The sequence below is a fragment of the Burkholderia sp. S-53 genome (assembly GCF_025560745.1).
GTDB classification, from domain to species: domain Bacteria; phylum Pseudomonadota; class Gammaproteobacteria; order Burkholderiales; family Burkholderiaceae; genus Burkholderia; species Burkholderia pyrrocinia.
Genome location: NZ_CP090483.1, coordinates 3,163,680 through 3,188,390 on the forward strand (window position 1 = coordinate 3,163,680; position 24,711 = coordinate 3,188,390).

19 protein-coding genes are annotated in these 24,711 nt (G+C 66.5%); 1 reads left to right on the forward strand and 18 read right to left on the reverse strand.

What is annotated here, in order from left to right:
- Window positions 1-507: 507 nt before the first annotated feature.
- From LXM88_RS19715 to LXM88_RS19800, 18 genes are all read right to left on the reverse strand, one after another.
- Window positions 508-1,275, reverse strand: a complete 768-nt coding sequence (locus LXM88_RS19715) for an enoyl-CoA hydratase (RefSeq protein ID WP_262536381.1) — start codon at window positions 1,273-1,275, stop codon at window positions 508-510.
- 92 nt (window positions 1,276-1,367) lie between these two features.
- A complete protein-coding gene (locus tag LXM88_RS19720) occupies window positions 1,368-2,567 on the reverse strand; it encodes an acetyl-CoA C-acyltransferase (protein ID WP_262536382.1) in 1,200 nt (399 codons plus the stop codon).
- A gap of 31 nt (window positions 2,568-2,598) precedes the next feature.
- Window positions 2,599-5,034 carry a 3-hydroxyacyl-CoA dehydrogenase/enoyl-CoA hydratase family protein gene (locus tag LXM88_RS19725; RefSeq protein ID WP_262536384.1) on the reverse strand — a complete coding sequence of 812 codons (2,436 nt, stop codon included), beginning with the start codon at window positions 5,032-5,034 and terminating at the stop codon, window positions 2,599-2,601.
- A gap of 113 nt (window positions 5,035-5,147) precedes the next feature.
- Window positions 5,148-6,935 (reverse strand): acyl-CoA dehydrogenase C-terminal domain-containing protein, encoded by a 1,788-nt coding sequence (locus LXM88_RS19730; protein ID WP_262536386.1) that lies wholly within the window; start codon window positions 6,933-6,935, stop codon window positions 5,148-5,150.
- Between the two features lie 58 nt (window positions 6,936-6,993).
- The gene (locus LXM88_RS19735) at window positions 6,994-7,593 is read right to left on the reverse strand and encodes a TetR/AcrR family transcriptional regulator (protein WP_034179000.1); all 600 of its coding nucleotides are present in this window, start codon (window positions 7,591-7,593) and stop codon (window positions 6,994-6,996) included.
- A 200-nt stretch (window positions 7,594-7,793) separates the two neighbouring features.
- Window positions 7,794-9,068, reverse strand: a complete 1,275-nt coding sequence (gene clsB, locus LXM88_RS19740) for a cardiolipin synthase ClsB (protein WP_262536387.1) — start codon at window positions 9,066-9,068, stop codon at window positions 7,794-7,796.
- Window positions 9,065-9,559 carry a dihydroneopterin triphosphate diphosphatase gene (gene nudB, locus LXM88_RS19745; protein WP_262536388.1) on the reverse strand — a complete coding sequence of 165 codons (495 nt, stop codon included), beginning with the start codon at window positions 9,557-9,559 and terminating at the stop codon, window positions 9,065-9,067. Before nudB ends, clsB begins: the two co-directional genes overlap by 4 nt.
- 158 nt (window positions 9,560-9,717) lie before the next feature.
- Complete coding sequence (gene aspS, locus LXM88_RS19750) at window positions 9,718-11,520, reverse strand: aspartate--tRNA ligase (protein WP_034179002.1); 1,803 nt, start codon at window positions 11,518-11,520, stop codon at window positions 9,718-9,720.
- A gap of 67 nt (window positions 11,521-11,587) precedes the next feature.
- Complete coding sequence (locus LXM88_RS19755; RefSeq protein WP_262536390.1) at window positions 11,588-12,238, reverse strand: DUF502 domain-containing protein; 651 nt, start codon at window positions 12,236-12,238, stop codon at window positions 11,588-11,590.
- A gap of 61 nt (window positions 12,239-12,299) precedes the next feature.
- Window positions 12,300-12,650 (reverse strand): FmdB family zinc ribbon protein, encoded by a 351-nt coding sequence (locus LXM88_RS19760; protein ID WP_262536391.1) that lies wholly within the window; start codon window positions 12,648-12,650, stop codon window positions 12,300-12,302.
- A gap of 95 nt (window positions 12,651-12,745) precedes the next feature.
- The gene (locus LXM88_RS19765; RefSeq protein ID WP_262536393.1) at window positions 12,746-13,372 is read right to left on the reverse strand and encodes a TPMT family class I SAM-dependent methyltransferase; all 627 of its coding nucleotides are present in this window, start codon (window positions 13,370-13,372) and stop codon (window positions 12,746-12,748) included.
- A 17-nt stretch (window positions 13,373-13,389) separates the two neighbouring features.
- Window positions 13,390-14,967, reverse strand: a complete 1,578-nt coding sequence (gene ubiB / locus LXM88_RS19770) for a ubiquinone biosynthesis regulatory protein kinase UbiB (protein WP_262536395.1) — start codon at window positions 14,965-14,967, stop codon at window positions 13,390-13,392.
- Window positions 14,968-14,979: 12 nt separating this feature from the next.
- Window positions 14,980-15,606: a ubiquinone biosynthesis accessory factor UbiJ gene (locus LXM88_RS19775; protein ID WP_262536396.1), complete on the reverse strand. Its 627-nt coding sequence runs from the start codon at window positions 15,604-15,606 to the stop codon at window positions 14,980-14,982.
- A 164-nt stretch (window positions 15,607-15,770) separates the two neighbouring features.
- Window positions 15,771-16,811, reverse strand: coding sequence for a Tim44 domain-containing protein (locus LXM88_RS19780; RefSeq protein WP_262536398.1), 1,041 nt, complete (start codon window positions 16,809-16,811; stop codon window positions 15,771-15,773).
- Window positions 16,812-16,852: 41 nt separating this feature from the next.
- Window positions 16,853-17,584, reverse strand: coding sequence for a bifunctional demethylmenaquinone methyltransferase/2-methoxy-6-polyprenyl-1,4-benzoquinol methylase UbiE (gene ubiE / locus LXM88_RS19785; RefSeq protein WP_262542882.1), 732 nt, complete (start codon window positions 17,582-17,584; stop codon window positions 16,853-16,855).
- A gap of 52 nt (window positions 17,585-17,636) precedes the next feature.
- Complete coding sequence (locus LXM88_RS19790; RefSeq protein WP_034179009.1) at window positions 17,637-18,050, reverse strand: gamma-butyrobetaine hydroxylase-like domain-containing protein; 414 nt, start codon at window positions 18,048-18,050, stop codon at window positions 17,637-17,639.
- Window positions 18,047-18,490 carry an HIT family protein gene (locus tag LXM88_RS19795; RefSeq protein ID WP_034179010.1) on the reverse strand — a complete coding sequence of 148 codons (444 nt, stop codon included), beginning with the start codon at window positions 18,488-18,490 and terminating at the stop codon, window positions 18,047-18,049. The genes LXM88_RS19790 and LXM88_RS19795 overlap by 4 nt, the downstream gene beginning before the upstream one ends.
- Before the next feature lie 85 nt (window positions 18,491-18,575).
- Window positions 18,576-22,607: a DUF3683 domain-containing protein gene (locus tag LXM88_RS19800; RefSeq protein ID WP_262536399.1), complete on the reverse strand. Its 4,032-nt coding sequence runs from the start codon at window positions 22,605-22,607 to the stop codon at window positions 18,576-18,578.
- Between the two features lie 578 nt (window positions 22,608-23,185).
- Here LXM88_RS19800 and ilvA point away from each other — a divergent pair.
- Window positions 23,186-24,709, forward strand: a complete 1,524-nt coding sequence (gene ilvA, locus LXM88_RS19805) for a threonine ammonia-lyase, biosynthetic (RefSeq protein WP_262536400.1) — start codon at window positions 23,186-23,188, stop codon at window positions 24,707-24,709.
- Window positions 24,710-24,711: the final 2 nt, after the last annotated feature.

Genomic DNA, 24,711 nt, shown 5'->3' on the forward strand with positions numbered 1-24,711 from the left:
GACGCATCCGGCCGCGGCGACCTGTGCGCGAACTGTACGGAAAATTGCCGCAGTGCAACTTGACGGCGGACAAGCTTTGGAAGGGTGAGCCGGAACCGCCCCTAGCGGGGCGAGTCGGGATGCCGGCACCCACGCACGATTGCCGGCGATGGCCTATGGCGCAACGGATAGGGGGCCGTCGCTCGAGCACCGCGGATGGCGGGCGGCAATGACGGAACGGGAAACATGACGGCGCCGCAGCGCGACATGAGAGAAGCCGGGTGCGGCATCACGCCACGCCGTCGTCGACACCGACGCGCGTTGCGAGCGCAGTGCAGCCGCAGAACGGCGCAGGGGAACGCGGAACGCCACGCGAACGCGCAGCGACGCATGCTCGGGCCGACGCGTCGATCGACGCATCGGCCGTGAAGACCGCACGCAAGCCGCGCGGTCGGCGGCTTGCGGGGGCGAGCGTTGCCGCCTCGGACGGCGAAGGACGCCGAGGCGGCAAAGCACGTGTGCCCGGTGTCAGTCGAACTGACGGAAATCCGGCTTGCGCTTCTCGAAGAACGCCGTCATCGCCTCGCGCGCTTCCGGCGCGCGCAGCATCGCGGAGAAGTGGCCCGCCTCTTCGGCCATCCGCGCGGCGGTCGCCACGCCGCCCGTATCCTTCAGCAGCGCCTTCGTCACGCGCAGCGACGACGCCGGCAGCGCGGCGAGCTTCGCCGCCTGCTTCGCCGCGAACGCATCGAGCTCGGCAGCCGGCAGCACGCGGTTGACGATGCCGATCCGGTGCGCTTCCAGCGCATCGAACGCCTCGCCGAGCAGCAGCTTCTCCGCGGCGACCTGATGGCCGGCCAGGCGCGGCAACAGCACGCTCGATGCGGCTTCCGGGCACAGCCCGAGCTGCGCGAACGGCAGCGAGAACGCAGCGGTGTCGGCCGCGTAGACCAGATCGCAGTGCAGCAGCATCGTCACGCCGACGCCGACCGCGATGCCCGGCACCGCGGCAACGATCGGCTTCTGCGCGCTGCTGATCCGCGCGAGAAACTGGAACACGGACGCGTTCTCGTCCTTCGGCGGCGACTTCAGGAAATCCTCGAGATCGTTCCCCGCGCTGAAATTGCCGTCGCTGCCTCGCAGCAGGATCACGCGGACCGCCTTGTCTTCCTGCGCTTCGGCGAGCGCATCGGCCATCGTCTGGTACATCGCCGCCGTCAGCGCGTTCTTCTTCGCCGGGCGCGCGATCGTGATCGTCATTACGCCGTCGGCGCGTTCCACTTGAATTTCGGCCACAACCGTCTCCTTTGACTTTCCTCTATCGGAATGAAAAAACGGTGCGCGAGCTCGTGGCCCGCGCACCGTCGTCGCTTTTCGTCGCGTCCCGCTTACAGGCGTTCGATGATGCCCGCCGCGCCCATGCCGGTGCCGACGCACATCGTGACCATCCCGTATTTCAGGTTGCGGCGGCGCAGGCCGTGCACGACGGTCGCCGCGCGAATCGCGCCGGTCGCGCCGAGCGGGTGGCCGAGTGCGATCGCGCCGCCCAGCGGGTTGACCTTCGACGGGTCGAGGCCGAGATCGCGGATCACCGCCAGCGATTGCGCGGCGAACGCTTCGTTCAGCTCGATCCAGTCGAGATCGTCCTGCTTCAGGCCCGCAGCCTTCAGCGCGGCCGGAATCGCTTCCTTCGGACCGATGCCCATGATTTCCGGCGGCACGCCGCGCACCGCGAAGCTCACGAAGCGCGCGAGCGGCGTCAGGTTGAACTCCTTGAGCACCTTCTCCGACACGACGAGCAGCGCACCGGCGCCGTCCGACGTCTGCGAGCTGTTGCCGGCCGTGACCGAACCCTTGTTCGCGAACACCGCGCGCAGCTTCGCGAGGCCTTCGATCGACGTGTCCGCGCGCGGACCTTCGTCGAGCGCGATCTCGCGCGTCTTCACGTCGACTTCGCCGGTCGCGAGGTTCGGGAAACGCTCGGTGAGCGTGTACGCGGCAATCTCGTCGTTGAACTCGCCGGCCTGCTGCGCGGCGAGCGCCTTCCGGTGCGACTCGACCGAGAACGCGTCCTGGTCTTCGCGGCTCACCTTCCATTGATCGGCGACGCGCTCGGCCGTCAGGCCCATCCCGTACGCGATGCCGAAGTCTTCGTTGCGATCGAAGATGTGCGGCGACATCGACGGCTTGTTGCCCATCATCGGCACCATGCTCATCGATTCGCAGCCGCCCGCGAACAGCGCATCCGACTCGCCGACGCGGATGCGGTCGGCCGCCATCGCGAGCGCCGTGATGCCCGACGCGCAGAAGCGGTTGACCGTCACGCCGCCGACCGTCTGCGGCAGGCCCGCGAGCAGCGCGCCCATCCGCGCGACGTTCAGGCCCTGCTCGGCTTCCGGAATCGCGCAGCCGATGATCGCGTCCTCGATCAGCTTCGTGTCGAAGCCGGGCACTTGCGCGACCGCCGACTTGATCGCGTGGACCAGCAGCTCGTCCGGGCGCGTGTTCTTGAATACACCGCGCGGGGCCTTGCCGATCGGCGTGCGGCTGGCGGCGACGATGTATGCGTCTTGCAATTGTTTGCTCATTTCAGACTCCTTGTCCGCTCTGTCCGCTCGCTCAGTTACGCACCGGCTTGCCGGTCTGCAACATGCCCATGATCCGTTCCTGCGTCTTCTGCGTGCCGAGCAGCTCGACGAACGCGCGGCGCTCGAGCGCGAGCAGCCACTGCTCGTCGACGAGGCTGCCGGCTTCGACGTCGCCGCCGCACACGGCTTCGGCGATGCGGCTCGCGATCAGGTAATCGTGGTCGCTGATGAAGCGGCCGTCACGCATGTTGACGAGCGATGCCTTGATCGTCGCGATCGCCGAGCGACCCGCGACCGGCACGTCCTTCGCCCGCAGCGGTGCGCGGTAGCCGGTGGCGGCCAGCGCGCGCGCTTCCTTCTTCGCGGTGTCGAGCAGTTCGAACACGTTGAAGATGATCGTGTCGGACGGCTTCAGGTAGCCCATCGCACGTGCGTCGTGCGCGGACGCCGACACCTTCGCCATCGCCGCGTTCTCGAACGACTTCGTGACGAACTTCAGGATGTCGGTGGTCGCGTTCGCGGCCGTTGCGGCTTCGGCTGCGCGCAGGGCCGCTTCCTTCAGGCCGCCGCCCGCCGGCACGAGGCCGACGCCCACTTCGACGAGACCGATGTAGCTTTCGACGTGCACGACGCGCTTCGCGCTGTGCAGCATCAGCTCGCACCCGCCGCCGAGCGCGATGCCCGACACGGCTGCAACGACCGGCACGTTCGCGTACTTCACGCGCAGCATGCCTTCCTGGAACTTCTTCACGAACGGCTCGATGCCCTTCGCGCCGCCCATCATGAACGCGGGCATCGCCTCTTCGAGGTTCGCGCCGGCCGAGAACGGGCCGCCCGGCGTGCCGAGCTTCAGCGACGTCGGCTGCCAGATCACCACGCCCTTGTAGTCCTTCTCCGCGAGTTCGATCGCCTGCACGAGGCCGTCGATCACGCTCGGTCCGATCGTGTTCATCTTCGACTTGAACGACACGATCACGACGTCGTCCTCGCCCGCACGGTCGTCGACCCATGCGCGCACCGCGTCGGTTTCGAACAGCGTCTTGCCATAGCTCTTCGGATCGGCGCCCGATTCGCCGAGCAGCGGCGCGCGGAACACCTGCTTGCCGTAGACCGCGAGGTCCGAGCGCGGCACGAAGCGCTGCGCGGCCGGCGCCCACGAGCCTTCGGCCGTGTGCACGCCGCCCTGCTCGGCAACCGTGCCTTCGAGCACCCACGACGGCAGCGGCACGTTCGCGAGCGCCTTGCCGGCCGCGATGTCTTCCTGCACCCACTCGGCGACCTGCTTCCAGCCGGCAGCCTGCCAGCCTTCGAACGGGCCTTCGCTCCAGCCGAAGCCCCAGCGGATCGCGAGGTCGACGTCGCGCGCGTTGTCGGCGATCGACTCGAGATGCACGCCGATGTAGTGGAACACGTCGCGGAAGATCGACCACAGGAACTGCGCATGCGGATGGTCCGTCTCGCGCAGCAGCTTCAGGCGCTCGGCCGGCGGACGCTTCAGGATGCGGCCGACGGTTTCGTCAGCCTTCGCGCCCGAATCGACGTAGGTGCCCGTCTTCGCGTCGAGCACCTTGATCGCCTTGCCTTCCTTCTTGTAGAACCCGCCGCCCGTCTTCTGGCCGAGCGCACCCTGCTTCACCAGTTCGGCGAGCACGGCAGGCGTCTGGTAGACCGGGAAGAACGGATCGTCGGCGAGGTTGTCCTGCATCGTCTTGATCACGTGCGCCATCGTGTCGAGGCCGACCACGTCCGCGGTGCGGAACGTCGCCGACTTCGCGCGGCCGAGGCGGCTGCCGGTCAGGTCGTCGACTTCGTCGAAGCGCAGGCCGAACTTCGCGGCCTCGGTGATCACCGCGAGGATCGAGAAGATGCCGACGCGGTTCGCGATGAAGTTCGGCGTGTCCTTCGCGCGCACGACGCCCTTGCCGACGATGCTCGTCAGGAACGTCTCGAGCTGGTCGAGGATTTCCGGGCGCGTATGCGCGGTCGGGATCAGCTCGACGAGGTGCATGTAGCGCGGCGGGTTGAAGAAGTGCACGCCGCAGAAGCGCGACTTCAGCTCGTCCGAGAACCCTTCGGACAGCTTCGTGATCGACAGGCCCGACGTGTTGGTCGCGAAGATCGCGTTCGGCGCGATGTGCGGCGCGACCTTCTTGTACAGGTCGTGCTTCCAGTCCATCCGCTCGGCGATCGCCTCGATCACGACGTCGCATTCGGCCAGCTTCGCGATGTCGTCTTCGTAGTTCGCCGCTTCGAGGTACTTCGCGTCGTCCTTCACGCCGAACGGCGCGGGCGACAGCTTCTTCAGGTTCTCGATCGCCTTCAGCGCGATCGCGTTTTTCGGGCCTTCCTTGGCCGGCAGGTCGAACAGCAGCACCGGCACGCGTGCGTTGATGAGGTGCGCGGCGATCTGCGCGCCCATCACGCCGGCGCCCAGCACGGCGACCTTGCGAATCAGGAAATTGCTCACGGGATGTCTCCGGATAGTGTCGTGCAGCGCGGGATATGAGGGCTGCACGGCGAAGTGAGTACCAGGAACCGTTGCGTTCGGGCGGCACGCATCGCGCACCGCCCGGACTCGCGTCAGAACAGCGATTCGTCGACTTCCATCAGCGTCTTCGAGCCGGCGCGCGCGGCGCGGATCGTCGACGCCGTCTCGGGCAGCAGGCGCGCGAAGTAGAAGCGGGCCGTCGCGAGCTTCGACTTGTAGAACGGATCGCCCGATGCTTCGTTGTCGAGTGCGAGGCGCGCCATCCGCGCCCAGAAGTACGAGAACACCAGGTGGCCGACGGTGCGCAGGTACGGCACGGCGGCAGCGCCGACTTCGTCGGGGTTCTGCATCGCCTTCATGCCGATTTCCATCGTCAGCTTCTGCACCTTGTCGCCGATGTCGGCGAGCGGGTTGATGAACTCGGCCATTTCCGGCTTCACGCCTTCGGCTTCCGCGAATTCCGTGACGAGCTTGCCGAACTTCTTCAGCTTCGCGCCCATGTCGCCGAGCACCTTGCGGCCCAGCAGGTCGAGCGACTGGATCGAGTTCGTGCCTTCGTAGATCATGTTGATCCGCGCGTCGCGCACGTACTGCTCCATGCCCCACTCGGAGATGAAGCCGTGGCCGCCGTAGATCTGCATCGCGTGGTTCGTGCACTCGAACGCGTTGTCGGTCAGGAACGCCTTGATGATCGGCGTGAGCAGCGCGACGAGGTCGGCCGCTTCCTTGCGCACTGCTTCATCGGCGTGCGACAGCTCCTTGTCGATCTGCAGCGCGGACCAGTACGTGAACGCGCGCGCGCCTTCCGCATACGCCTTCTGCGTGAGCAGCATGCGGCGCACGTCCGGGTGCACGATGATCGGGTCGGCCGGCTTGTCCGGTGCCTTCGGGCCCGTCAGCGAGCGCATCTGCAGGCGCTCCTTCGCATACGTGAGCGAATTCTGATACGCGACTTCCGTGAGGCCGAGGCCTTGCGCGCCAACGCCGAGGCGGGCCGCGTTCATCATCACGAACATCGCGTTCAAGCCCTTGTTCGGCTCGCCGACCATCCAGCCCTTCGCGTTGTCGAGGTTCATCACGCACGTCGAGTTGCCGTGGATGCCCATCTTGTGCTCGATCGAGCCGCACTTGATGCCGTTGCGCTCGCCCGGTGCGCCCGACGCGTCGGGAATGAACTTCGGCACGATGAACAGCGAGATGCCCTTCGTGCCCTGCGGCGCTTCCGGCAGGCGTGCGAGCACGAGGTGGACGATGTTCTCCGCCATGTCGTGTTCGCCGCTCGAGATGAAGATCTTCGTGCCGCTGATCGAGTAGGAGCCGTCGCCGTTCGGTTCGGCCTTGGTGCGCAGGATGCCGAGGTCGGTGCCGCAGTGCGGCTCGGTCAGGCACATCGTGCCGGTCCATTCGCCCGTCACGAGCTTCGGCAGGTAGGCCTTCTGCAGTTCCGGCGCGCCGTGCGCGTGCAGGCATTCGTACGCGCCGTGCGACAGGCCCGGATACATCGTCCATGCCTGGTTCGCCGAGTTCATCATTTCGTACAGCGCGTTGTTCACGAACGCGGGCAGGCCCTGGCCGCCGTAGTCCGGATCGCAGCCGAGTGCCGGCCAGCCGGCCTCGACGTATTGCTGGTACGCCTCCTTGAAGCCGGTCGGGGTCTTCACGACGCCGTCGCCTTCATACGTGCAGCCTTCGCGGTCGCCGACCTGGTTCAGCGGGAACAGCACCTCGGAGCAGAACTTGCCCGCTTCTTCGAGGACCTGGTTGATCGTGTCGGCGTCGAGGTCCGCATGCTTGGGCATTTGCTTGACTTCGGCTTCGACGTTCAGAAGCTCGTGCAACACGAATTGCATGTCGCGCAGCGGCGCGGCGTACTGTCCCATGACTCTCTCCAAAGGTGGGCAAAACGGCTCGAGCTCCTGGCGGGCGGTTGACGCGCCGCTAACGGCTCTCGCTCTGATACGAAACAATCGTCTTTTCCAGCGCGGCCCACGTGAGGCGCACGGCGTCCGGCGAATGCAGGAAGCGTGCGTCGTGATGCAGGCCGAGCGTGAAGCTGTACAACTCGAAGAGCATCAGGTCCGGATCGGTATCCGTGCGCAGATGCCCCTCTTCCATCGCCTGCGAAATGGCGCGCAGCAACGCGGCACGCCAGGCCGTCACGCTCGCGATCAACTGCTCGCGCACGGGGCTGTCCGGCCGGTCGTCGTACTCCACTGCGCCGCTGATGTAGATGCACCCGGTCGTCACCTCCTGGATGCGTTTCTCGATCCAGCGCGCCAGCATCGCCCGCAGACGCGGCAGACCTCGCGCTTCGCGCAGGCTCGGAAAGAACACCTCGTTTTCGAAACGATGGTGATACTCGCGGACGACCTCGACCTGCAGGTCCTCGCGCGATCCGAAGTGCGCGAACACACCGCTCTTGCTCATCTGCATGCGCTCGGCCAGCAGGCCGATCGTCAGCCCCTCCAGCCCGTCTCGGCTGGCGAGGTCCAAAGCAGCTTCAAGTATCGCGGCACGCGTCTGTTCGCCTTTTCGCATAGCTATTTCTGTAACCGTTCGGGGGTTCGAATAAAATCGAACGGCCGTACTATTATTGAGTGCAGCCGCTCGCGAAACAAGGAAATTATTAGAAACCGGTGTCTAACCGAGCCGCTATTTTGCGCGATTCCGGCGGGACCGGAGCGGCTTTTCCGCACGAACGTGCGGACAGATTTTTTGAAGCGGATGCTTAGTCTGCGTCAGTCGTAGCTGCCGACCGTCAGCGCCTTCATCACGACGCGATACGCGCTATAGGCGAGCCAGTTCAGGATACGCTCGATGCGCGGGCGCGCGGCGAAGCGCGCGGGGTCGATCTCCCGGCCATCGGCGAACGCGGCCGCGATCGCATCGCGCAGTTCGTTCGTGACCGCATCGTAGCGCACCAGCACGACGTTCGCCTCATTGTTCAGCATCAGGCTCAGCGCGTCCAGATTCGACGAACCGACCGTCGCCCAGTTGTCGTCGATCACGGCCACCTTGCCGTGCAGCATCGTCTTGTCGTATTCGGCCACGCGCACGCCCGCGCGCAGCAGCGTGTGATAGAGGAACGGCACGGCGGTATCGAGCGCCGCGAACTCCTTGCGGCCGATCAGGATCCGCACGTCGACGCCGCGCCGCGCGGCGCCCGTCAGCGCGCGGCGCAACTTGCGGCCCGGCATGAAGTACGGATTCGCGAGCAGGATCTGCTGGCGCGCCTGGCCGATCGCCGCGAGATAGGCCTTCTCGATCGCGCGGCGGTTCACGACGTTGTCGCGCGCGACGAACGCGACGCTCGGCTCCGTCACGACCCGCAGCGCGCCGGCCTTGATCCACCGGTGGCTGCGCATCCAGCGCCGGAACATGTCGGGGAACGCTTCGCCGCCATTCAGCCCGGCCGCGTACTGCGCATACGGTTTGTGACCGAACTGGATCCGGTGCCACTGCAGCTCGAACGCGGCGCGAACGTCGGACACCGCGGGCCCCGCTATCTCGACTGCGAAATCCCAGCGCGGAAACGGCAGCGTCGTGCCGTTTTGCGCATAGTCGTCGACGATGTTGATGCCGCCGCAGAACGCGGTCGCATGATCGATCACCGCGAGCTTGCGGTGCGTGCGCGAAAAGCCGAAGCGGCCGAACAGGAAGCGGTTGTAGATGCAGTGCTCGACGCCGGATTGCGCCCATGTGTCGAACAGCGGCAGGCGTGCGGTGCCGATGCCGTCGGTGATCACGCGCACGCGCACGCCGCGCTGCGCCGCGCGGATCAGCGCGTCCGACACCGGCCGGCCGGCCGCGTCGTCGCAGAAGATATAGGTTTCGAGCATCACCTGCTCGCGCGCGGCATCGATCCGTTCGATCAGTGCCCGGAAGAATGCGCCGCCGCCCTCGCACAGCCGCACCGTGTTGCCCGCCGTGAACGCGAGCCGCGACGCGGAGCCGCGTTCCTGCAGGAACATCTGCCGCAATTGCGCGAAGCGCTTGCGGGTCTCCGCATTCATGCGGACGAGCCGTGCGGCGTGCGCGCAAGTGCGACGCGCACGGGCAATTGCAGGATCGCCTCGGCGTTCGACGGCGAGAAGCAGCGCGCGGCCGCCTCGCGGAACGGCAGCCATGCGTGATCGACATGCTCGCGCGGCGACAGCGTCACGTCGACGCGATGCGGCACGCACAGGCCGAACCAGTGCTCGGTGTTGCGCGTGACGCCCGGCGCGTAGCGGTGCAGGTATTGCGGATAGATCGAATATTCGATCCGGTGGCGCCAGTCGACCAGCGCGGCGGCCGGCACGTCCGGCGTGCCGACCGAGATGCCGGTTTCCTCGGCCACTTCGCGCGCGGCGGTGACCGCGAGCGGCTCGTCGAGCGTGTCCTTCGATCCGGTCACCGATTGCCAGAAATCGGGCTGGTCGGCACGCTTGATCACCAGCACATCGAGGTCGGGCGTGTAGATCACGACGAGAACGGATTCGGGGATTTTCGGCGGCTTCGTCATTTTTGCTTCATGCGGCACAGGGCCGCGCGCCGGGCATGTGCTCCGAACGTGCGGCAAGTGCTGCGACTGTACCGCAAAAAATGAAAAAGGCGCATCGCTGCGCCTTTTTCAGTTGCGTCGTGTGCGCGTCGCCGCCCACACGACCTGCGAGAAGCGCGTTACGCCTTCGGCTGTTCCGGCTGACGCAGACGGATGTGCAGCTCGCGCAGCTGACGCTCGTCGACCGGGCTCGGCGCCTGCGTGAGCAGGTCCTGCGCACGCTGCGTCTTCGGGAACGCGATCACGTCGCGGATCGAGTCGGCGCCGGCCATCATCGTGACGATGCGGTCGAGGCCGAACGCGATACCGCCGTGCGGCGGCGCGCCGTACTGCAGTGCGTCCAGCAGGAAGCCGAACTTCAGCTGCGCCTCTTCCGCGCCGATCTTCAGCGCGCGGAACACCTTGCTCTGCACTTCCTCGCGGTGGATACGCACCGAGCCGCCGCCGATTTCCCAGCCGTTCAGCACCATGTCGTAGGCCTTCGCGAGGCAGCGGCCCGGGTCGGTCTCGAGGTACTCGAGGTGCTCGTCCTTCGGGCTCGTGAACGGGTGGTGCGCGGCGACGTAGCGCGCATCTTCGTCGTCGTATTCGAACATCGGGAAGTCGACGACCCACAGCGGCTTCCAGCCGGCCTGGACGAGGCCGTTCGCCTTGCCGAATTCCGAATGGCCGATCTTCAGGCGCAGCGCGCCGAGGCTGTCGTTGACGACCTTCGCGCGATCTGCCGCGAAGAAGATGATGTCGCCGTCTTCGGCGCCGGTGCGCTCGAGAATCGCTGCAATCGATGCGTCATGCAGGTTCTTGACGATCGGGCTCTGCAGGCCGTCGCGGCCCTTCGCCTTCTCGTTGACCTTGATCCATGCGAGGCCCTTCGCGCCGTAGATGCGCACGAATTCCGTGTAGCCGTCGATGTCGCCGCGCGACAGCTCGCCGCCCTTCGGCACGCGCAGCGCCGCGACACGGCCGTCCTTCGCGTTGGCCGGCGTGCTGAACACCTTGAAGTCGACGTCCTTCATCGCATCGGTCAGCTCGGTGAATTCGAGCTGCACGCGCAGGTCCGGCTTGTCCGAACCGAAACGCGCCATCGCTTCCGAGTACGGCATCACCGGGAAGGTCGCGTCGAGTTCGACGTCGATCGTCGTCTTGAAGATGTGACGGATCATGTCTTCGAACAGGTCACGGATTTCCTGCTCGCCGAGGAACGACGTCTCGCAGTCGATCTGCGTGAATTCCGGCTGACGGTCGGCACGGAGATCTTCGTCGCGGAAGCACTTGGTGATCTGGTAGTAACGGTCGAAGTTCGCGACCATCAGCAGTTGCTTGAACAGCTGCGGCGACTGCGGCAGCGCGAAGAACTGGCCCGCGTTCACGCGCGACGGCACAAGGTAGTCGCGCGCGCCTTCCGGCGTGCTCTTCGTCAGCATCGGCGTTTCGATGTCGATGAAGCCCTGCTCGTCGAGGTACTTGCGCGCCTCGATCGCGACGCGGTAGCGCAGGCGCAGGTTGTGCTGCATCTGCGGACGGCGCAGGTCGAGCACGCGGTGCGTGAGACGCGTCGTTTCCGACAGGTTGTCGTCGTCGAGCTGGAACGGCGGCGTGACCGACGCGTTCAGCACGTTCAGTTCGTGGCACAGCACTTCGATCTTGCCGCTCTTCAGGCCGGCGTTGACCGTGCCGTCCGGACGGTTGCGCACGAGGCCCTTGATCTGCACGCAGAACTCGTTGCGCACGCCTTCGGCGGTCGCGAACATCTCCGCGCGATCCGGGTCGCACACCACCTGCACGAGGCCTTCACGATCGCGCAGGTCGATGAAGATCACACCGCCGTGATCGCGGCGGCGCTGCACCCAGCCGCACAGCGACACGGTTTGGCCCAGCAGGTGTTCGGTCACGAGACCGCAGTATTCAGTACGCATCGACATGATGTTTGCTTTCGTTCGGTTTGATCAACGGGTGCCGCAACGCGCGGCCCGGGCGATGATTCTTTACTTACAGCGGCGGCTCGACGGGGCGGCGGGCGGGCGCCGGAGCCGGCGCCGGGGGCGCCACGACGCCCATCGAGACGATGTACTTCAGCGCGGCATCGACCGACATGTCGAGTTCGATGACTTCGCTTTTCGGCAGCATCAGGAAGAAGCCCGACGTCGGGTTCGGCGTCGTCGGGATATACACGCTCACGTATTCTTCCGTCAGATGATTCAGCACGTCGCCGCCCGGCGTGCCGGTCAGAAACGCGATCGTATACGAGCCGCGGCGCGGGTATTCGATCAGCAGCGCCTTGCGAAACGCGTTGCCGCTGCTCGACAGCAGCGTGTCCGACACCTGCTTGACGCTCGTGTAGATCGGCCCGACGACCGGGATGTGACGTACGACCGCGTTCCACCACGTGACGAGCTTCTGGCCGACGAAATTCCGCGTGGCCAGACCGACGACGAAGATGAACGCGAGCGTCAGCACCGCGCCGATCCCCGGCAGGTGGAAACCGAGCAGCCGCTCGGGCTGCCACGATTCGGGCAGCAGGAGCAGCGTCTGGTCCATCGTGCCGATGATGAGACCGAGCACCCACAGCGTGATCGCGAGCGGGACGAGAACCAGCAGGCCGGTCAGAAACACCGATTTCAGGGTCGTCTTTTTCATCATCTGCCGTCAATGAACCGCGCCGGCGGCGCGGGGTGGTCGCGACCCGGCCGGGCCGCGACGGTCAACTGCTGGCGGCGGCGGGCGCTGCAGCCGGGGCCGGCGCAGCGCTCGTCGTCGTCGTGCTTTCGGAACTGCTCGATGCAGCCGGCGCGTCCGCTGCAGGCGCGGCCGACGCAGCTGCCGGCGCCGCATCGCCCGACGCGGTCGCCGGTGCGCTTGCGCCGCCCGAGCCGCCGCGGAAATCGGTGACATACCAACCCGAGCCCTTCAGCTGGAAACCCGCGGCAGTCACCTGCTTGCGAAACGCATCCTTCCCGCATTCCGGGCACTGCGACAGCGGCGCGTCGCTCATCTTCTGGAGCACGTCCTTCGCGAAACCACACGCTTCGCATCGATAGGCGTAGATCGGCATGATATTTTTCCCGCGGAAACTGGAAACGGCTTGCAAAACCTTGAATTATAGCTGAAACCCTGGCGCACTCCGGCAACGGCCGCGATACCCGGGCATCAGCGGCGGCGCCACGTGAGCCAGCGCTCGTGCCCTTCGAACACGGCCAGCGAATCGGTGACGGGCAAATCGTCGACCAGTTCGAAGTGCGGCGCGAGCAGCGCGTCGAGTTCGGCACGCTCGATCCCGAACGGTGGCCCCTTCGGTTTCGCCGTCACGAAGAAATAGCCGGCCAGCAATCCGCCCGCCGGCAGCAGCTCGGCCATCCGTGCCGCATAGTCGGCACGCAGGCTCGGCGGCAGCGCGCACAGGAACGCGCGCTCATACACCCACTGCACGCCGAACGGCGGCCGGTAGGCGAAGAAATCGGCCTGCTCGACGACGTCCGCATGCGTGCCGAGCTGCGCCTTCGCGACAACCACCGCCTGCGCGGCGAAATCGATCGCACGCACGGGCCAGCCGGCCTGCGCGAGCCACCCGGCCTCCTGCGCACTGCCGCAGCCGGGGATCAGCACCGCACACGGTTCGAGCCGGCGCGCGAACACGCGAAAGCCGTCCGGCACGCCGCCGAATTCCCACGGCGTCACGCCGCGCTCGAAACGCTCGTCCCAGAACGACGCGTTGCCGGGGTCGCGCGTCGCGAAATCGGCGGCCGTCGGTGCGGCCGGTCGTTTCGGATCGGACATCGCCCTGCTCCTTTCGGTCATGCGCCGTACGCGAGCGCGAGCAGCACGCGCGCGACGAGCGCCCCGACGCCGACGGCAAGGCCGAAGATCAGCAGCGCCTGCATCAGCCGGTTGGTACGTTTCTGCTCGATGAGGATCTGGCGCATCAGGTCCTCGCTCGCGGCGCGCGGCGCGTCATGGCGTGCCGCCATCGCGTGGTGGATCAGGCGCGGCAATTGCGGCAGCGTCTTGCTCCACTGCGGCGCCTCGACCTTGAAGCGCTCGTACCAGCCGCGCAGGCCGATCTGCTCGGTCATCCAGCGCTCGAGGTACGGCTTCGCGGTCTTCCACAGGTCGAGTTCGGGGTCGAGCGAGCGGCCGAGCCCTTCGACGTTCAGCATCGTCTTCTGCAGCAGCACGAGTTGCGGCTGGATCTCGACGTTGAAGCGGCGCGACGTCGAGAACAGGCGCATCAGCACCTGGCCGAGCGAAATGTCCTTCAGTGCGCGGTCGAAATACGGCTCGCACACCGCGCGGATCGCGCTTTCGAGCTCCTCGACGCGCGTCTCGGGCGGCACCCAGCCCGATTCGAGGTGAAGCGTCGCGACGCGGTGGTAGTCGCGCTTGAAGAACGCGAGGAAGTTCTGCGCGAGGTAGTTCTTGTCGAAATCGGACAACGCGCCGACGATCCCGAAATCGAGCGCGATGTAGCGGCCGAATGTGCTCGGGTCGAGGCTCACCTGGATGTTGCCGGGGTGCATGTCCGCATGGAAGAAACCGTCGCGGAACACCTGCGTGAAGAAGATCTCGACGCCTTCGCGCGCGAGCTTCTTGATGTCGACGCCGGCCGAGCGCAGCGTCTCGACCTGGCTGATCGGCACGCCGGTCATGCGCTCCATCACGAGCACCTGCGACGTCGAGAAATCCCAGAACATCTCGGGCACGAGCAGCAGGTCGAGGCCCGCGAAATTGCGGCGCAACTGGCTGCCGTTCGCGGCCTCGCGCATCAGGTCGAGCTCGTCGTGCAGGTACTTGTCGAATTCGGCGACGACCTCGCGCGGCTTCAGGCGCCGGCCGTCGGCCCACATCCGCTCGGTCCAGATCGCGATGTCGCGCATCAGCGCGAGATCCGAATCGATCACGGACAGCATGTTCGGCCGCAGCACCTTGACGGCGACGGCCTTGCCCGCGTGCACGCCCTGCTTGAGCTTCGCGAAATGCACCTGCGCGATCGACGCGCTCGCCACGGGCTCGCGCTCGAATTCGTCGAACAGCTCGTCGACCGGCGCACCGAGCGACTTCTCGATGATCGCGATCGCGACCGCCGAATCGAACGGCGGCACCTGGTCCTGAAGCTTCGCGAGTTCGTTCGCGAAATCGACCGACAGCAGGTCGCGGCGCGTCGACAGCACCTGGCCGAACTTCACGAAGATCGGGCCGAGGCTTTCCAGCGCGTGACGCAGCCGCACGGCGGGCGAATCGGAATAGCGGCGGCCGATCGTCGTGATCCGCAGCAGCAGCTTCACGCGCCGGTCGTCGATCCGGGACAGCATCACTTCGTCGAGACCAAAGCGGATGACGGTGTAGACAATCTTGATGAAACGGAAAATGCGCATGCCCTGCGGCCCTCAGTGCGCGCCGCGCGGGCCGGAACCCGTGCGCGCGCCGATTTTTTGTTCGAGTCGCTCGACCCGCTTCTCGACCCGCGCGAGCGCATCGCGTGCGCGCGCCAGTTCGGAGTCGAAGCCGCCGAGCGACGCGCGCCGGACGACTTGCGGGTTTTCGTCGAGCCAGTACTCGGCGACGGAATCGAGCACGTTGCGGCCGGTACGTCGCGCACGCGCGCCGGCATCGCGCACGACCGTCGCGATCCGGTGTGCCGCAGCGTCGCCGACCAGCTTCGCGAGATCTTCTTCCGGTTCCCAGCGCAGGTGCTCGGCCAGCTTCGCGATCTGCGTCGCGAACTCCGCATCGCCTTCGATCTTCACGTGCTTCATCACGGCCGCCTGGCCGCCCTGCAGGAATGCGGCGACCGTGTCGCCCGCGAGTGCGATCGACACGTCGACCTGTTGCGCATCGTGCGCGTCGACTGCCGACAGATAACCATCGGGCTGCACCAGCAGCGTGAGCGTGACGGGGGGCACGTCGATCCGGGCAGTCTTGCCCGCATACGGAATCAGGCGGTCGCGCGCCCACGATTCGCGCGCGAGCAGGTGATTGACAGCAGCAGCAAAAGGCTTGGCGGCAAAGGTCATCGGGCTGGGAAAGAAAAAACCCGCGCAGGCCGGGCGCCCACGCGGGTTTCTATTGTAACGTCGGATCGTCGGCAGACCGTGCCCGACCGTACACCCGGGCGGCAAGCGGTCGCAGTGCGGCGGCCGTCGCCCGGGCATCCGGCGGCGCGGGCCGCCGGTCACGCTCAGTGCGTGTTGAGCTGCTGGATGCCCGCGAGCAGCCAGCCCTGACTGCCCGACTTCGACAGGTTCCACACTTCGTCGAACGGCGCGGCCGACGCACTCGCCGATTCGCGGATCAGGCCGTGGAAGCGCACGCTCGCCGACTGCTCGATACCGCGATCCTCGATCGCGACCAGTTCCGCGTCGAGCTGCACGACGTCGGTCTGGTTCGACTCGTTGCCGCGCGAATCGAGGTCGATCTTGATCTCGGCGAACATTTCGGGCGTCGTGAACTCGCGGATGTCGGCCAGGTTGCCCTGGTCCCACGCGGCCTGCAGGCGCACGAAATAGACCTTCGCGCTGCGCAGGAACGCTTCGGTGTCGAAGCCGGCCGGCACCTGGAGCGGTGCGGCCGAAGCCATCGCACCCGCTGCCGCGCCGGCAGCCGCGGCACCGCCGCCGAACACGCCTTGCGCTTCGTTCGCGTAGCTGCTGCCGCTGCCCGCATAGTTGCTGCCGGTGTTGCCCTGCTGGAACGTCGGGCTTTGCGAGTAGCCGCCCGACGACGATGCCGAGCCGCCGACCGAATACGACGGCTCCTGCGGGCGACGGCGGTTCATGAACTTGCGCACCAGCCAGATGCCGACCATCGCGAGCAGCGCGATCACGATGATGTTCGACATCATGCCGGCGAACGCCTCGCCGAGACCGAAGTGCGACAGCAGCGCCGCGATGCCGAGACCGGCCGCGAGGCCGGCGATCGGCCCGAGCCAGCGCGAGCGGTTGGGTTGCGCGGCCGGTGCGGGCGCGGCCGGGTTCGCACGCTGCGCCTGCGACGGCGCGGCCTGCTGCATCGGCTGCTGCGCAGGCGGCGTGGCCTGGCGCTGTGTGACGGTGGAGTTCTGGCGGCCGATGCTGCGCCCGCCGCCCATGCGCTTGGCTTCGGCGTCGAGCGATGCGAACGTGCCGGCCGTGAGCAGGCCGACCATCAGCAGCGTGCCGACCCGTCGAGCCCACGGCTTCGACGGCTTGCTACGGTTGAACAACGAACGCGATTCGGACATCACTTTCTCCAGATGTAAGACAAATGTATGGGAAGAACCCCTTAGTACTTGGTTCCCATGTGTAAAGCTACCACGCCACCTGACAAATTGTAATATTTGACGGCATCGAGGCCCGCTTGTTCCATCATCGTCTTCAGCGTGTCCTGATCGGGGTGCATCCGGATAGATTCAGCAAGATACCGGTAACTTTCAGCATCTTTCGCGAACTTGTCGCCAAGCCACGGTAATACTTTGAAAGAATACAGATCGTACGCTTTTTTCAGCGGATCCCAGACTTTCGAGAATTCCAGCACCATCACGCGGCCGCCGGGCTTCGTCACGCGGCGCATTTCGGCCAGCGCGGCGTCCTTGTGCGTCATGTTGCGCAGCCCGAACGCGACCGTGACGACATCGAAGTAGTTGTCCGGAAAGGGAATTTTCTCGGCGTCGCACAGCAGCGACGGCGTCACGATGCCCTTGTCGAGCAGCCGGTCGCGACCGACGCGCAGCATCGATTCGTTGATGTCGGTGTGCCAGACTTGACCCGTCGGCCCGGCCGCCTTCGCGAACGACTTGGTCAGGTCGCCGGTGCCGGCCGCGATATCGAGCACCTTGAAGCCGGGGCGCACGTTCGCCTGCGCGATCGTGAACGCCTTCCACGCGCGGTGCATGCCCGCCGACATCAGGTCGTTCATCAGATCGTAGTTGCTCGCGACCGAATGGAACACACCCGCCACTTTCTTCGCTTTTTCGTTTTCCTCGACGCTTTCGAAGCCGAAGTGGGTTTTGCTCATCGCGTTGATCCTCAGTAAATGGCAAGACGGCGCCGAGCGGGCGCCGTCGATTTCAGTGGCAGTGGCCATGCGGCGCCGCGGCCGCCTGCATCGGGGCGTCGCGATCGGCGCCCGCCGCCTTCAGTTTGTCGAAATAGTCGCGCCACAGCGCGTCCTGCTGCGTCGCCAGTTCGTACAGCAGGTCCCACGAGTAGATGCCGGTCGAATGGCCGTCGGAGAACGTCGGCTGCAGCGCATAGTTGCCGACGCCTTCGAGCGCGGTGATCGTCACCTCGCGCTTGCCAGTCTGCAGCGTCTCCTGGCCGGGCCCGTGGCCGCGCACCTCGGCCGACGGCGAATAGACGCGCATCAGCTCGAACGGAATCCGGTAGCTGTCGCCGTTCGGGTACTGCAATTCGAGCACGCGCGACACCGCGTGCACGACGACGCCGGACGGAATCGGCGTCGTGGAAGTCAAACCGCTCATGGCTGCCTCGAATCGGTCGTTCGTTGAATTTCCTCGCGCACCGCATTGTGCAGCAGCGAGGCCTGCGCGGCGCGCGTGCGCAGCAGCGCCTCGGACACGCCGCGCTGGCGCGGCGCCCACACGGGCTGCGGGAAATGGGCGTCGTTCGAGAAGCGCGGGATCACGTGCCAGTGCACGTGCGGCACCATGTTGCCGAGGCTCGCGAGATTCACCTTGTTCGGCTGCATCACGCGGCGCACCGCCCGCTCGACCGCATAGACCACGCGCATCAGGTGGGCCCGCTCGGGCTCGCCGAGATCGGAGAACTCGGCCACGTGCGCGCCCCAGATCACCCGGCAGAAGCCCGGGTAGTCGTGCTCGCCCGTCGCCAGCACGACGCGCAGCGCGTCGTCCCGCCAGAGCAGCTCGCCGCCGTCTTCACGGCAAAACACGCATTCCATCGTCGCTCCCATGTGGACGGGCGCCCGCGCATCAGCGCCGGCGCCCGCTCATCCCTAGCCCGGTCGGGCGATCGTCATGCCCGCATTAGACCAGCACGCGCTCGATCCCGCCATGGTTCGCACGTGCGACATAATCGGCCATCCAGTTCTCGCCGAGCACCTGGCGCGCGATCTCGACCACGATGTAGTCGGCCTCGATGTTCGCATCCTCGTTGTAGCGCGACAGGCCCTGCAGGCACGACGGGCAGCTCGTCAGGATCTTCACGTCCGGACCGTTCGCGGCCGCTGCGGCCGGCGCCGGTGCGCTCGCATCGCCGGCCACGACCGGGATGCTGCGCAGCTTCGCAGCCCCCTTGCGGATCTCCTCCTCCTTGCGGAAGCGGACCTGCGTCGACACGTCCGGGCGCGTGACCGCGAGCGTGCCCGATTCGCCGCAGCAACGGTCGTTCTTCTCGATCTTGTAGCCGTCCTTCTCCGTGCCCATCAGCTCGTTGACGAGCTTCACCGGGTCCATCGTCTTGATCGGCGTGTGGCACGGGTCGTGATACATGTAGCGCGTGCCCGTCACGCCGTCGAGCTTCATCCCCTTCTCGAGCAGGAACTCGTGGATGTCGATGATCCGGCAGCCAGGGAAGATCTTGTCGAATTCGTAGCCGGCGAGCTGGTCGTAGCAGGTGCCGCACGACACGACCACCGTCTTGATGTCGAGGTAGTTCAGCGTGTTCGCGACGCGGTGGAACAGCACGCGGTTGTCGGTGACGATCTTCTCGGCCTTGTCGTACTGGCCGGAGCCGCGCTGAGGATAACCGCAGCACAGGTAGCCGGGCGGCAGCACGGTCTGCACGCCGGCTTCCCACAGCATCGCCTGCGTCGCCAGACCGACCTGCGAGAACAGGCGCTCGGAGCCGCAGCCCGGGAAGTAGAACACCGCTTCCGAATCGACGGTCGTCGACTTCGGGTTGCGGATGATCGGCACGATCTTGTTGTCCTCGATGTCGAGCAGCGCGCGCGCCGTCTTCTTCGGCAGGTTGCCCGGCATCTTCTTGTTGACGAAGTGGATCACCTGCTCGACGACGGGCGGCTTGCCGGTGGTCGCGGGCGGGTGCTGCGTCTGCTTCGTCACAACCTTCTTCAGCATGTCGTTCGCGAAGCGCTGCACCTTGTAGCCGGCGCCCATCATCACGCTGCGCGCGATGTTGATCGTCTGCGGGTTGGTCGCGTTCAGGAAGAACATGCCCGCCGCATTGCCGGCGTTGAACTTCTTCTTGCCCATCTTGCGCAACAGGTTGCGCATGTTCATCGTGACGTCGCCGAAGTCGATCTTCACCGGGCACGGCGTCGCGCACTTGTGGCACACCGTGCAGTGGTCGGCCACGTCGTTGAACTCGTCCCAGTGCTTGATCGACACGCCGCGGCGCGTCTGTTCCTCGTACAGGAACGCCTCGACCAGCAGCGACGTCGCGAGGATCTTGTTGCGCGGGCTGTACAGCAGGTTCGCACGCGGCACGTGCGTCGCGCACACCGGCTTGCACTTGCCGCAGCGCAGGCAGTCCTTCACCGAATCGGCGATCGCGCCGATGTCGGACTGCTGCATGATCAGCGACTCGTACCCCATCAGCCCGAAGCTCGGCGTGTACGCGTTGCGAAGATCCGCGCCGTCGAGCAGCTTGCCCTTGTTGAAGCGGCCGTTCGGGTCGACGCGCTGCTTGTACGCGCGGAATTCGGCGATCTCGTCGTCGGTCAGGAACTCGAGCTTCGTGATGCCGATCCCGTGCTCGCCGGAGATCACGCCGTCGAGCGAGCGCGCGAGCTTCATGATGCGCGCAACCGCCGCGTGCGCATCCTGCAGCATCTCGTAGTTGTCGGAGTTGACCGGCAGGTTGGTGTGGACGTTGCCGTCGCCCGCGTGCATGTGCAGCGCGACGAACACGCGGCCGCGCAGCACCTGCTTGTGGATCGCCTGCGCCTCGTCGAGGATCTGCTTGAACGCGCCGCCGTTGAAGATCGCGCGCAGTTCCGCGCGGATCTCCTGCTTCCACGAGATGCGCACCGTGCGGTCCTGCGTGATGTGGAACACGGTCGCGCCCGGCTGCTCGTCCGCGCGATCCGCGAACTTCTCGGCCAGCGCCTCGTAGCCGAGTTGCACGAGGTAGTGCTGCGCCTCGCGCAACGGCTGGTCGAGCCGGTCGCGCACGAATTCCCAGCGCGCGCGCACGCGCTTGAGCAGCTCCAGCGCCTGCTGGACACGGTCTTCGAGCAGCTCGGCGCTCGGGATCTCGCTCGCGTCGTCGGTCTTGCCGAGCGGCAGGTTGCCGCCGCGGAAGAACGCTTCGAGCGCGTCGACGAGCTGCAGCTTGTTCTTCAGCGACAGCTCGATGTTGATTCGCTCGATGCCGTCGGTGTACTCGCCCATCCGGTTCAGCGGGATGACGACGTCCTCGTTGATCTTGAACGCGTTCGTGTGCTTCGCGATCGCGGCCGTGCGGCTGCGGTCGAGCCAGAAGCGCTTGCGCGCCTCCGCGCTGACCGCGACGAAGCCTTCGCCGCTCTTGCCGTTCGCCATCCGGATCACTTCGGACGTCGCGTGCGCCACGGCGTCGGCATCGTCGCCGACGATGTCGCCGATCAGCACCATCTTCGGGAATGAATTGCGCTTGCTCTTGGTCGCGTAGCCGACCGCGCGCAGGTAGCGCTCGTCGAGGTGCTCGAGGCCCGCGAGGATCGCGCCGCCCTGCTTCGACGTTTCGAACAGGTAGTCCTTGATCTCGACGATGCTCGGGATCGCCTCGCGCGCCTGGCCGAAGAATTCGAGGCAGACGGTGCGCGTGTGCGCGGGCATCTTGTGCAGCACCCAGCGCGCGGACGTGATGAGCCCGTCGCAGCCTTCCTTCTGCACGCCCGGCAGGCCGGCGAGGAACTTGTCGGTCACGTCCTTGCCGAGCCCTTCCTTGCGGAACCGGCGGCCTTCGATCTCGAGCATCTCGGTGCGCAGCAGCTTCTCGCCCGGCGCGTATGCGCCGTCGAACCACTTCAGCTCGAAACGCGCGACCGCGATGTCGTGGATCTTGCCCTGGTTGTGCTCGTGGCGCGTGACTTCGAGCCAGTTGCCGTCCGGGTCGACCATCCGCCACCAGGCCAGGTTGTCGAGCGCGGTGCCCCACAGCACGGCCTTCTTGCCGCCCGCGTTCATCGCGACGTTGCCGCCGATGCACGATGCGTCGAGCGACGTCGGATCGACCGCGAACACGTAGCCGGCCGCCTCGGCCGCCTCGGTCACGCGGCGCGTGACGACGCCCGCGCCGGAGAAGATCGTCGGCACCTTGTGCGCGACGCCCGGCAACTCGGTCAGTTCGACCGCGCCGAGCTGTTCGAGCTTCTCGGTGTTGATCACCGCGGCGAACGGCGTGAGCGGCACCGCGCCGCCCGTGTAGCCGGTGCCGCCGCCGCGCGGGATCACGGTCAGGCCGAGCTCGAAGCAGGCCTTGATCAGTGCCGCGATCTCGGCTTCGGTGTCGGGCGTCAGCACGACGAACGGGTATTCGACGCGCCAGTCGGTCGCGTCGGTGACGTGCGACACGCGCGACAGCCCGTCGAAGCGGATGTTGTCCTTCTGCGTGCAGCGGCCGAGCGCCTTGGTCGCACGGCGGCGCAGGTCGGCCAATTTCTCGAATTCGTCGGCGAACTCGTTGACCGCGCGCTGCGCGGCGGCTTCGAGCATCTCGACGCGCAGCGCGCGCTCGCGGCCCGCGTCGTCGCGGTGCGCGGTGAGATCCGCGCTGCGGCGCTTGCCGATCTCGGTCAGGCGGTGGTTCAGCGCCTCGATCAGCAGCGCGCGGCGCTTCGGGTTGTCGAGCAGGTCGTCCTGCAGGTACGGATTGCGGCGCACGACCCAGATGTCACCGAGCACTTCGTACAGCATCCGCGCCGAGCGACCCGTACGGCGTTCGGCGCGCAGTTCGTCGAGCACCGACCACGCCTCTTCGCCGAGCAGGCGGATCACGATCTCGCGATCCGAGAAGGACGTGTAGTTGTAGGGAATCTCGCGCAACCGGGGCGCGGGGTCGGCGGCGACGGCGGCGGCCGCGCCATTCGGATCGAAAACTTGTGGTGCGTTCATGTTCGGACGACTCGGAGGGCCGATACCCCGTGCACGGGCGTCGGCAAGCGCGTGGGCGCAATCTTGGGGAAATCTGTTCTGTTACCAGGCGCGCGGCTGTCCTTCATGGGGCCGGAGCGGGCGTTGACTCGCCCCTCCTGGCCGGCGACAGGGCCTGGCGGCACTCGGAACCATCAGCACGATCGCGCGCGGCGCGCATGCCGTTCCGCCGCGGGGCTGGCTGCGCGCGGCGTCGGCTTCAACGGGGCGATCCGAGGGTGCCTCTGCATCTTCCGATCCTTGATTCAAAACGGAATTCTAACCCATGATCGGGCCATGCGTGACACGCCGGACAGGTCGTGGGGCTATCGCCGCAAGCCGCGCCAGGCCTGGTTCCGCGCGGTTTCGTGCGATCATTCGCCGTCCGTCCGGTCGGTAACCATGCGGTTAAACCGGTAAAAGCGGGACGCCCGGCGCCGCGAATGTGCCGCCCGCGCTACCCCGCGACCGCGCGCCCGGCATGCCGCTTGCATGCGGGCGGACCCTTGGCGCTATCATTGATCCTTTACCGTCTGCTTCCGCACTGCACGCGAGCGCCCATGGCACCCCACGATTACCTGAAGAAAATCCTCACCGCGCGCGTCTACGACGTCGCGATCGAGACGGAACTCGAACCCGCCCGCAACCTGTCGGCCCGGCTGCACAACCCCGTGTACCTGAAGCGCGAGGACAACCAGCCGGTGTTCTCGTTCAAGCTGCGCGGCGCGTACAACAAGATGGCGCACATTCCGGCGGACGCGCTCGCGCGCGGCGTGATTACCGCGTCGGCCGGCAACCACGCGCAGGGCGTCGCGTTCTCGGCGGCCCGGATGGGCGTCAAGGCGGTGATCGTCGTGCCCATCACGACGCCGCAGGTGAAAGTGGACGCGGTGCGCGCGCACGGCGGCCCGAGCGTCGAGGTGATCCAGGCCGGCGAGTCGTACAGCGACGCGTACGCGCATGCGGTCAAGGTGCAGGAAGAGCGTGGCCTCACGTTCGTCCACCCGTTCGACGATCCTTACGTGATCGCCGGCCAGGGCACCATCGCGATGGAGATCCTGCGCCAGCACCAGGGCCCGATTCACGCGATCTTCGTGCCGATCGGCGGCGGCGGTCTCGCGTCCGGCGTCGCCGCGTACGTGAAGGCCGTGCGCCCGGAGATCAAGGTGATCGGCGTGCAGGCCGAGGATTCGTGCGCGATGGCGCAGTCGCTGAAGGCCGGTGAACGCGTCGAGCTGACCGAGGTCGGCCTGTTCGCGGACGGCACCGCAGTGAAGCTCGTCGGCGAGGAAACCTTCCGGTTGTGCCGCGAATACCTGGACGGCGTCGTGACCGTCGACACCGATGCACTGTGCGCGGCGATCAAGGACGTGTTCCAGGATACCCGCAGCGTGCTCGAGCCGTCCGGCGCGCTCGCGGTCGCGGGCGCGAAGCTGTACGCGGAACGCGAAGGCATCGAGAACCAGACGCTCGTCGCGGTCACGTCCGGCGCGAACATGAACTTCGACCGGATGCGCTTCGTCGCCGAGCGCGCGGAGGTCGGCGAGGCGCGCGAAGCCGTGTTCGCGGTCACGATCCCCGAGGAGCGCGGCAGCTTCAAGCGCTTCTGCTCGCTCGTCGGCGACCGCAACGTCACCGAGTTCAACTACCGGATCGCCGATGCGCAGTCCGCGCACATCTTCGTCGGCGTGCAGATCCGCCGCCGCGGCGAATCGGCGGAGATCGCCGCGAACTTCGAGTCGCACGGCTTCAAGTCGGTCGACCTGACGCACGACGAACTGTCGAAGGAACATATCCGCTACATGGTCGGCGGCCGCTCGCCGCTCGCGCTCGACGAGCGCCTGTTCCGCTTCGAATTCCCGGAGCGCCCGGGCGCGCTGATGAAGTTCCTGTCGTCGATGGCGCCGGACTGGAACATCAGCCTGTTCCACTACCGCAACCAGGGCGCGGACTACAGCTCGATCCTCGTCGGGCTGCAGGTGCCGCAGGCCGATCGCGCCGAGTTCGAGGGCTTCCTCGCGGCACTCGGCTATCCGTATGTCGAAGAGAGCGCCAACCCGGCTTACCGCCTCTTCCTGTCGTAAAG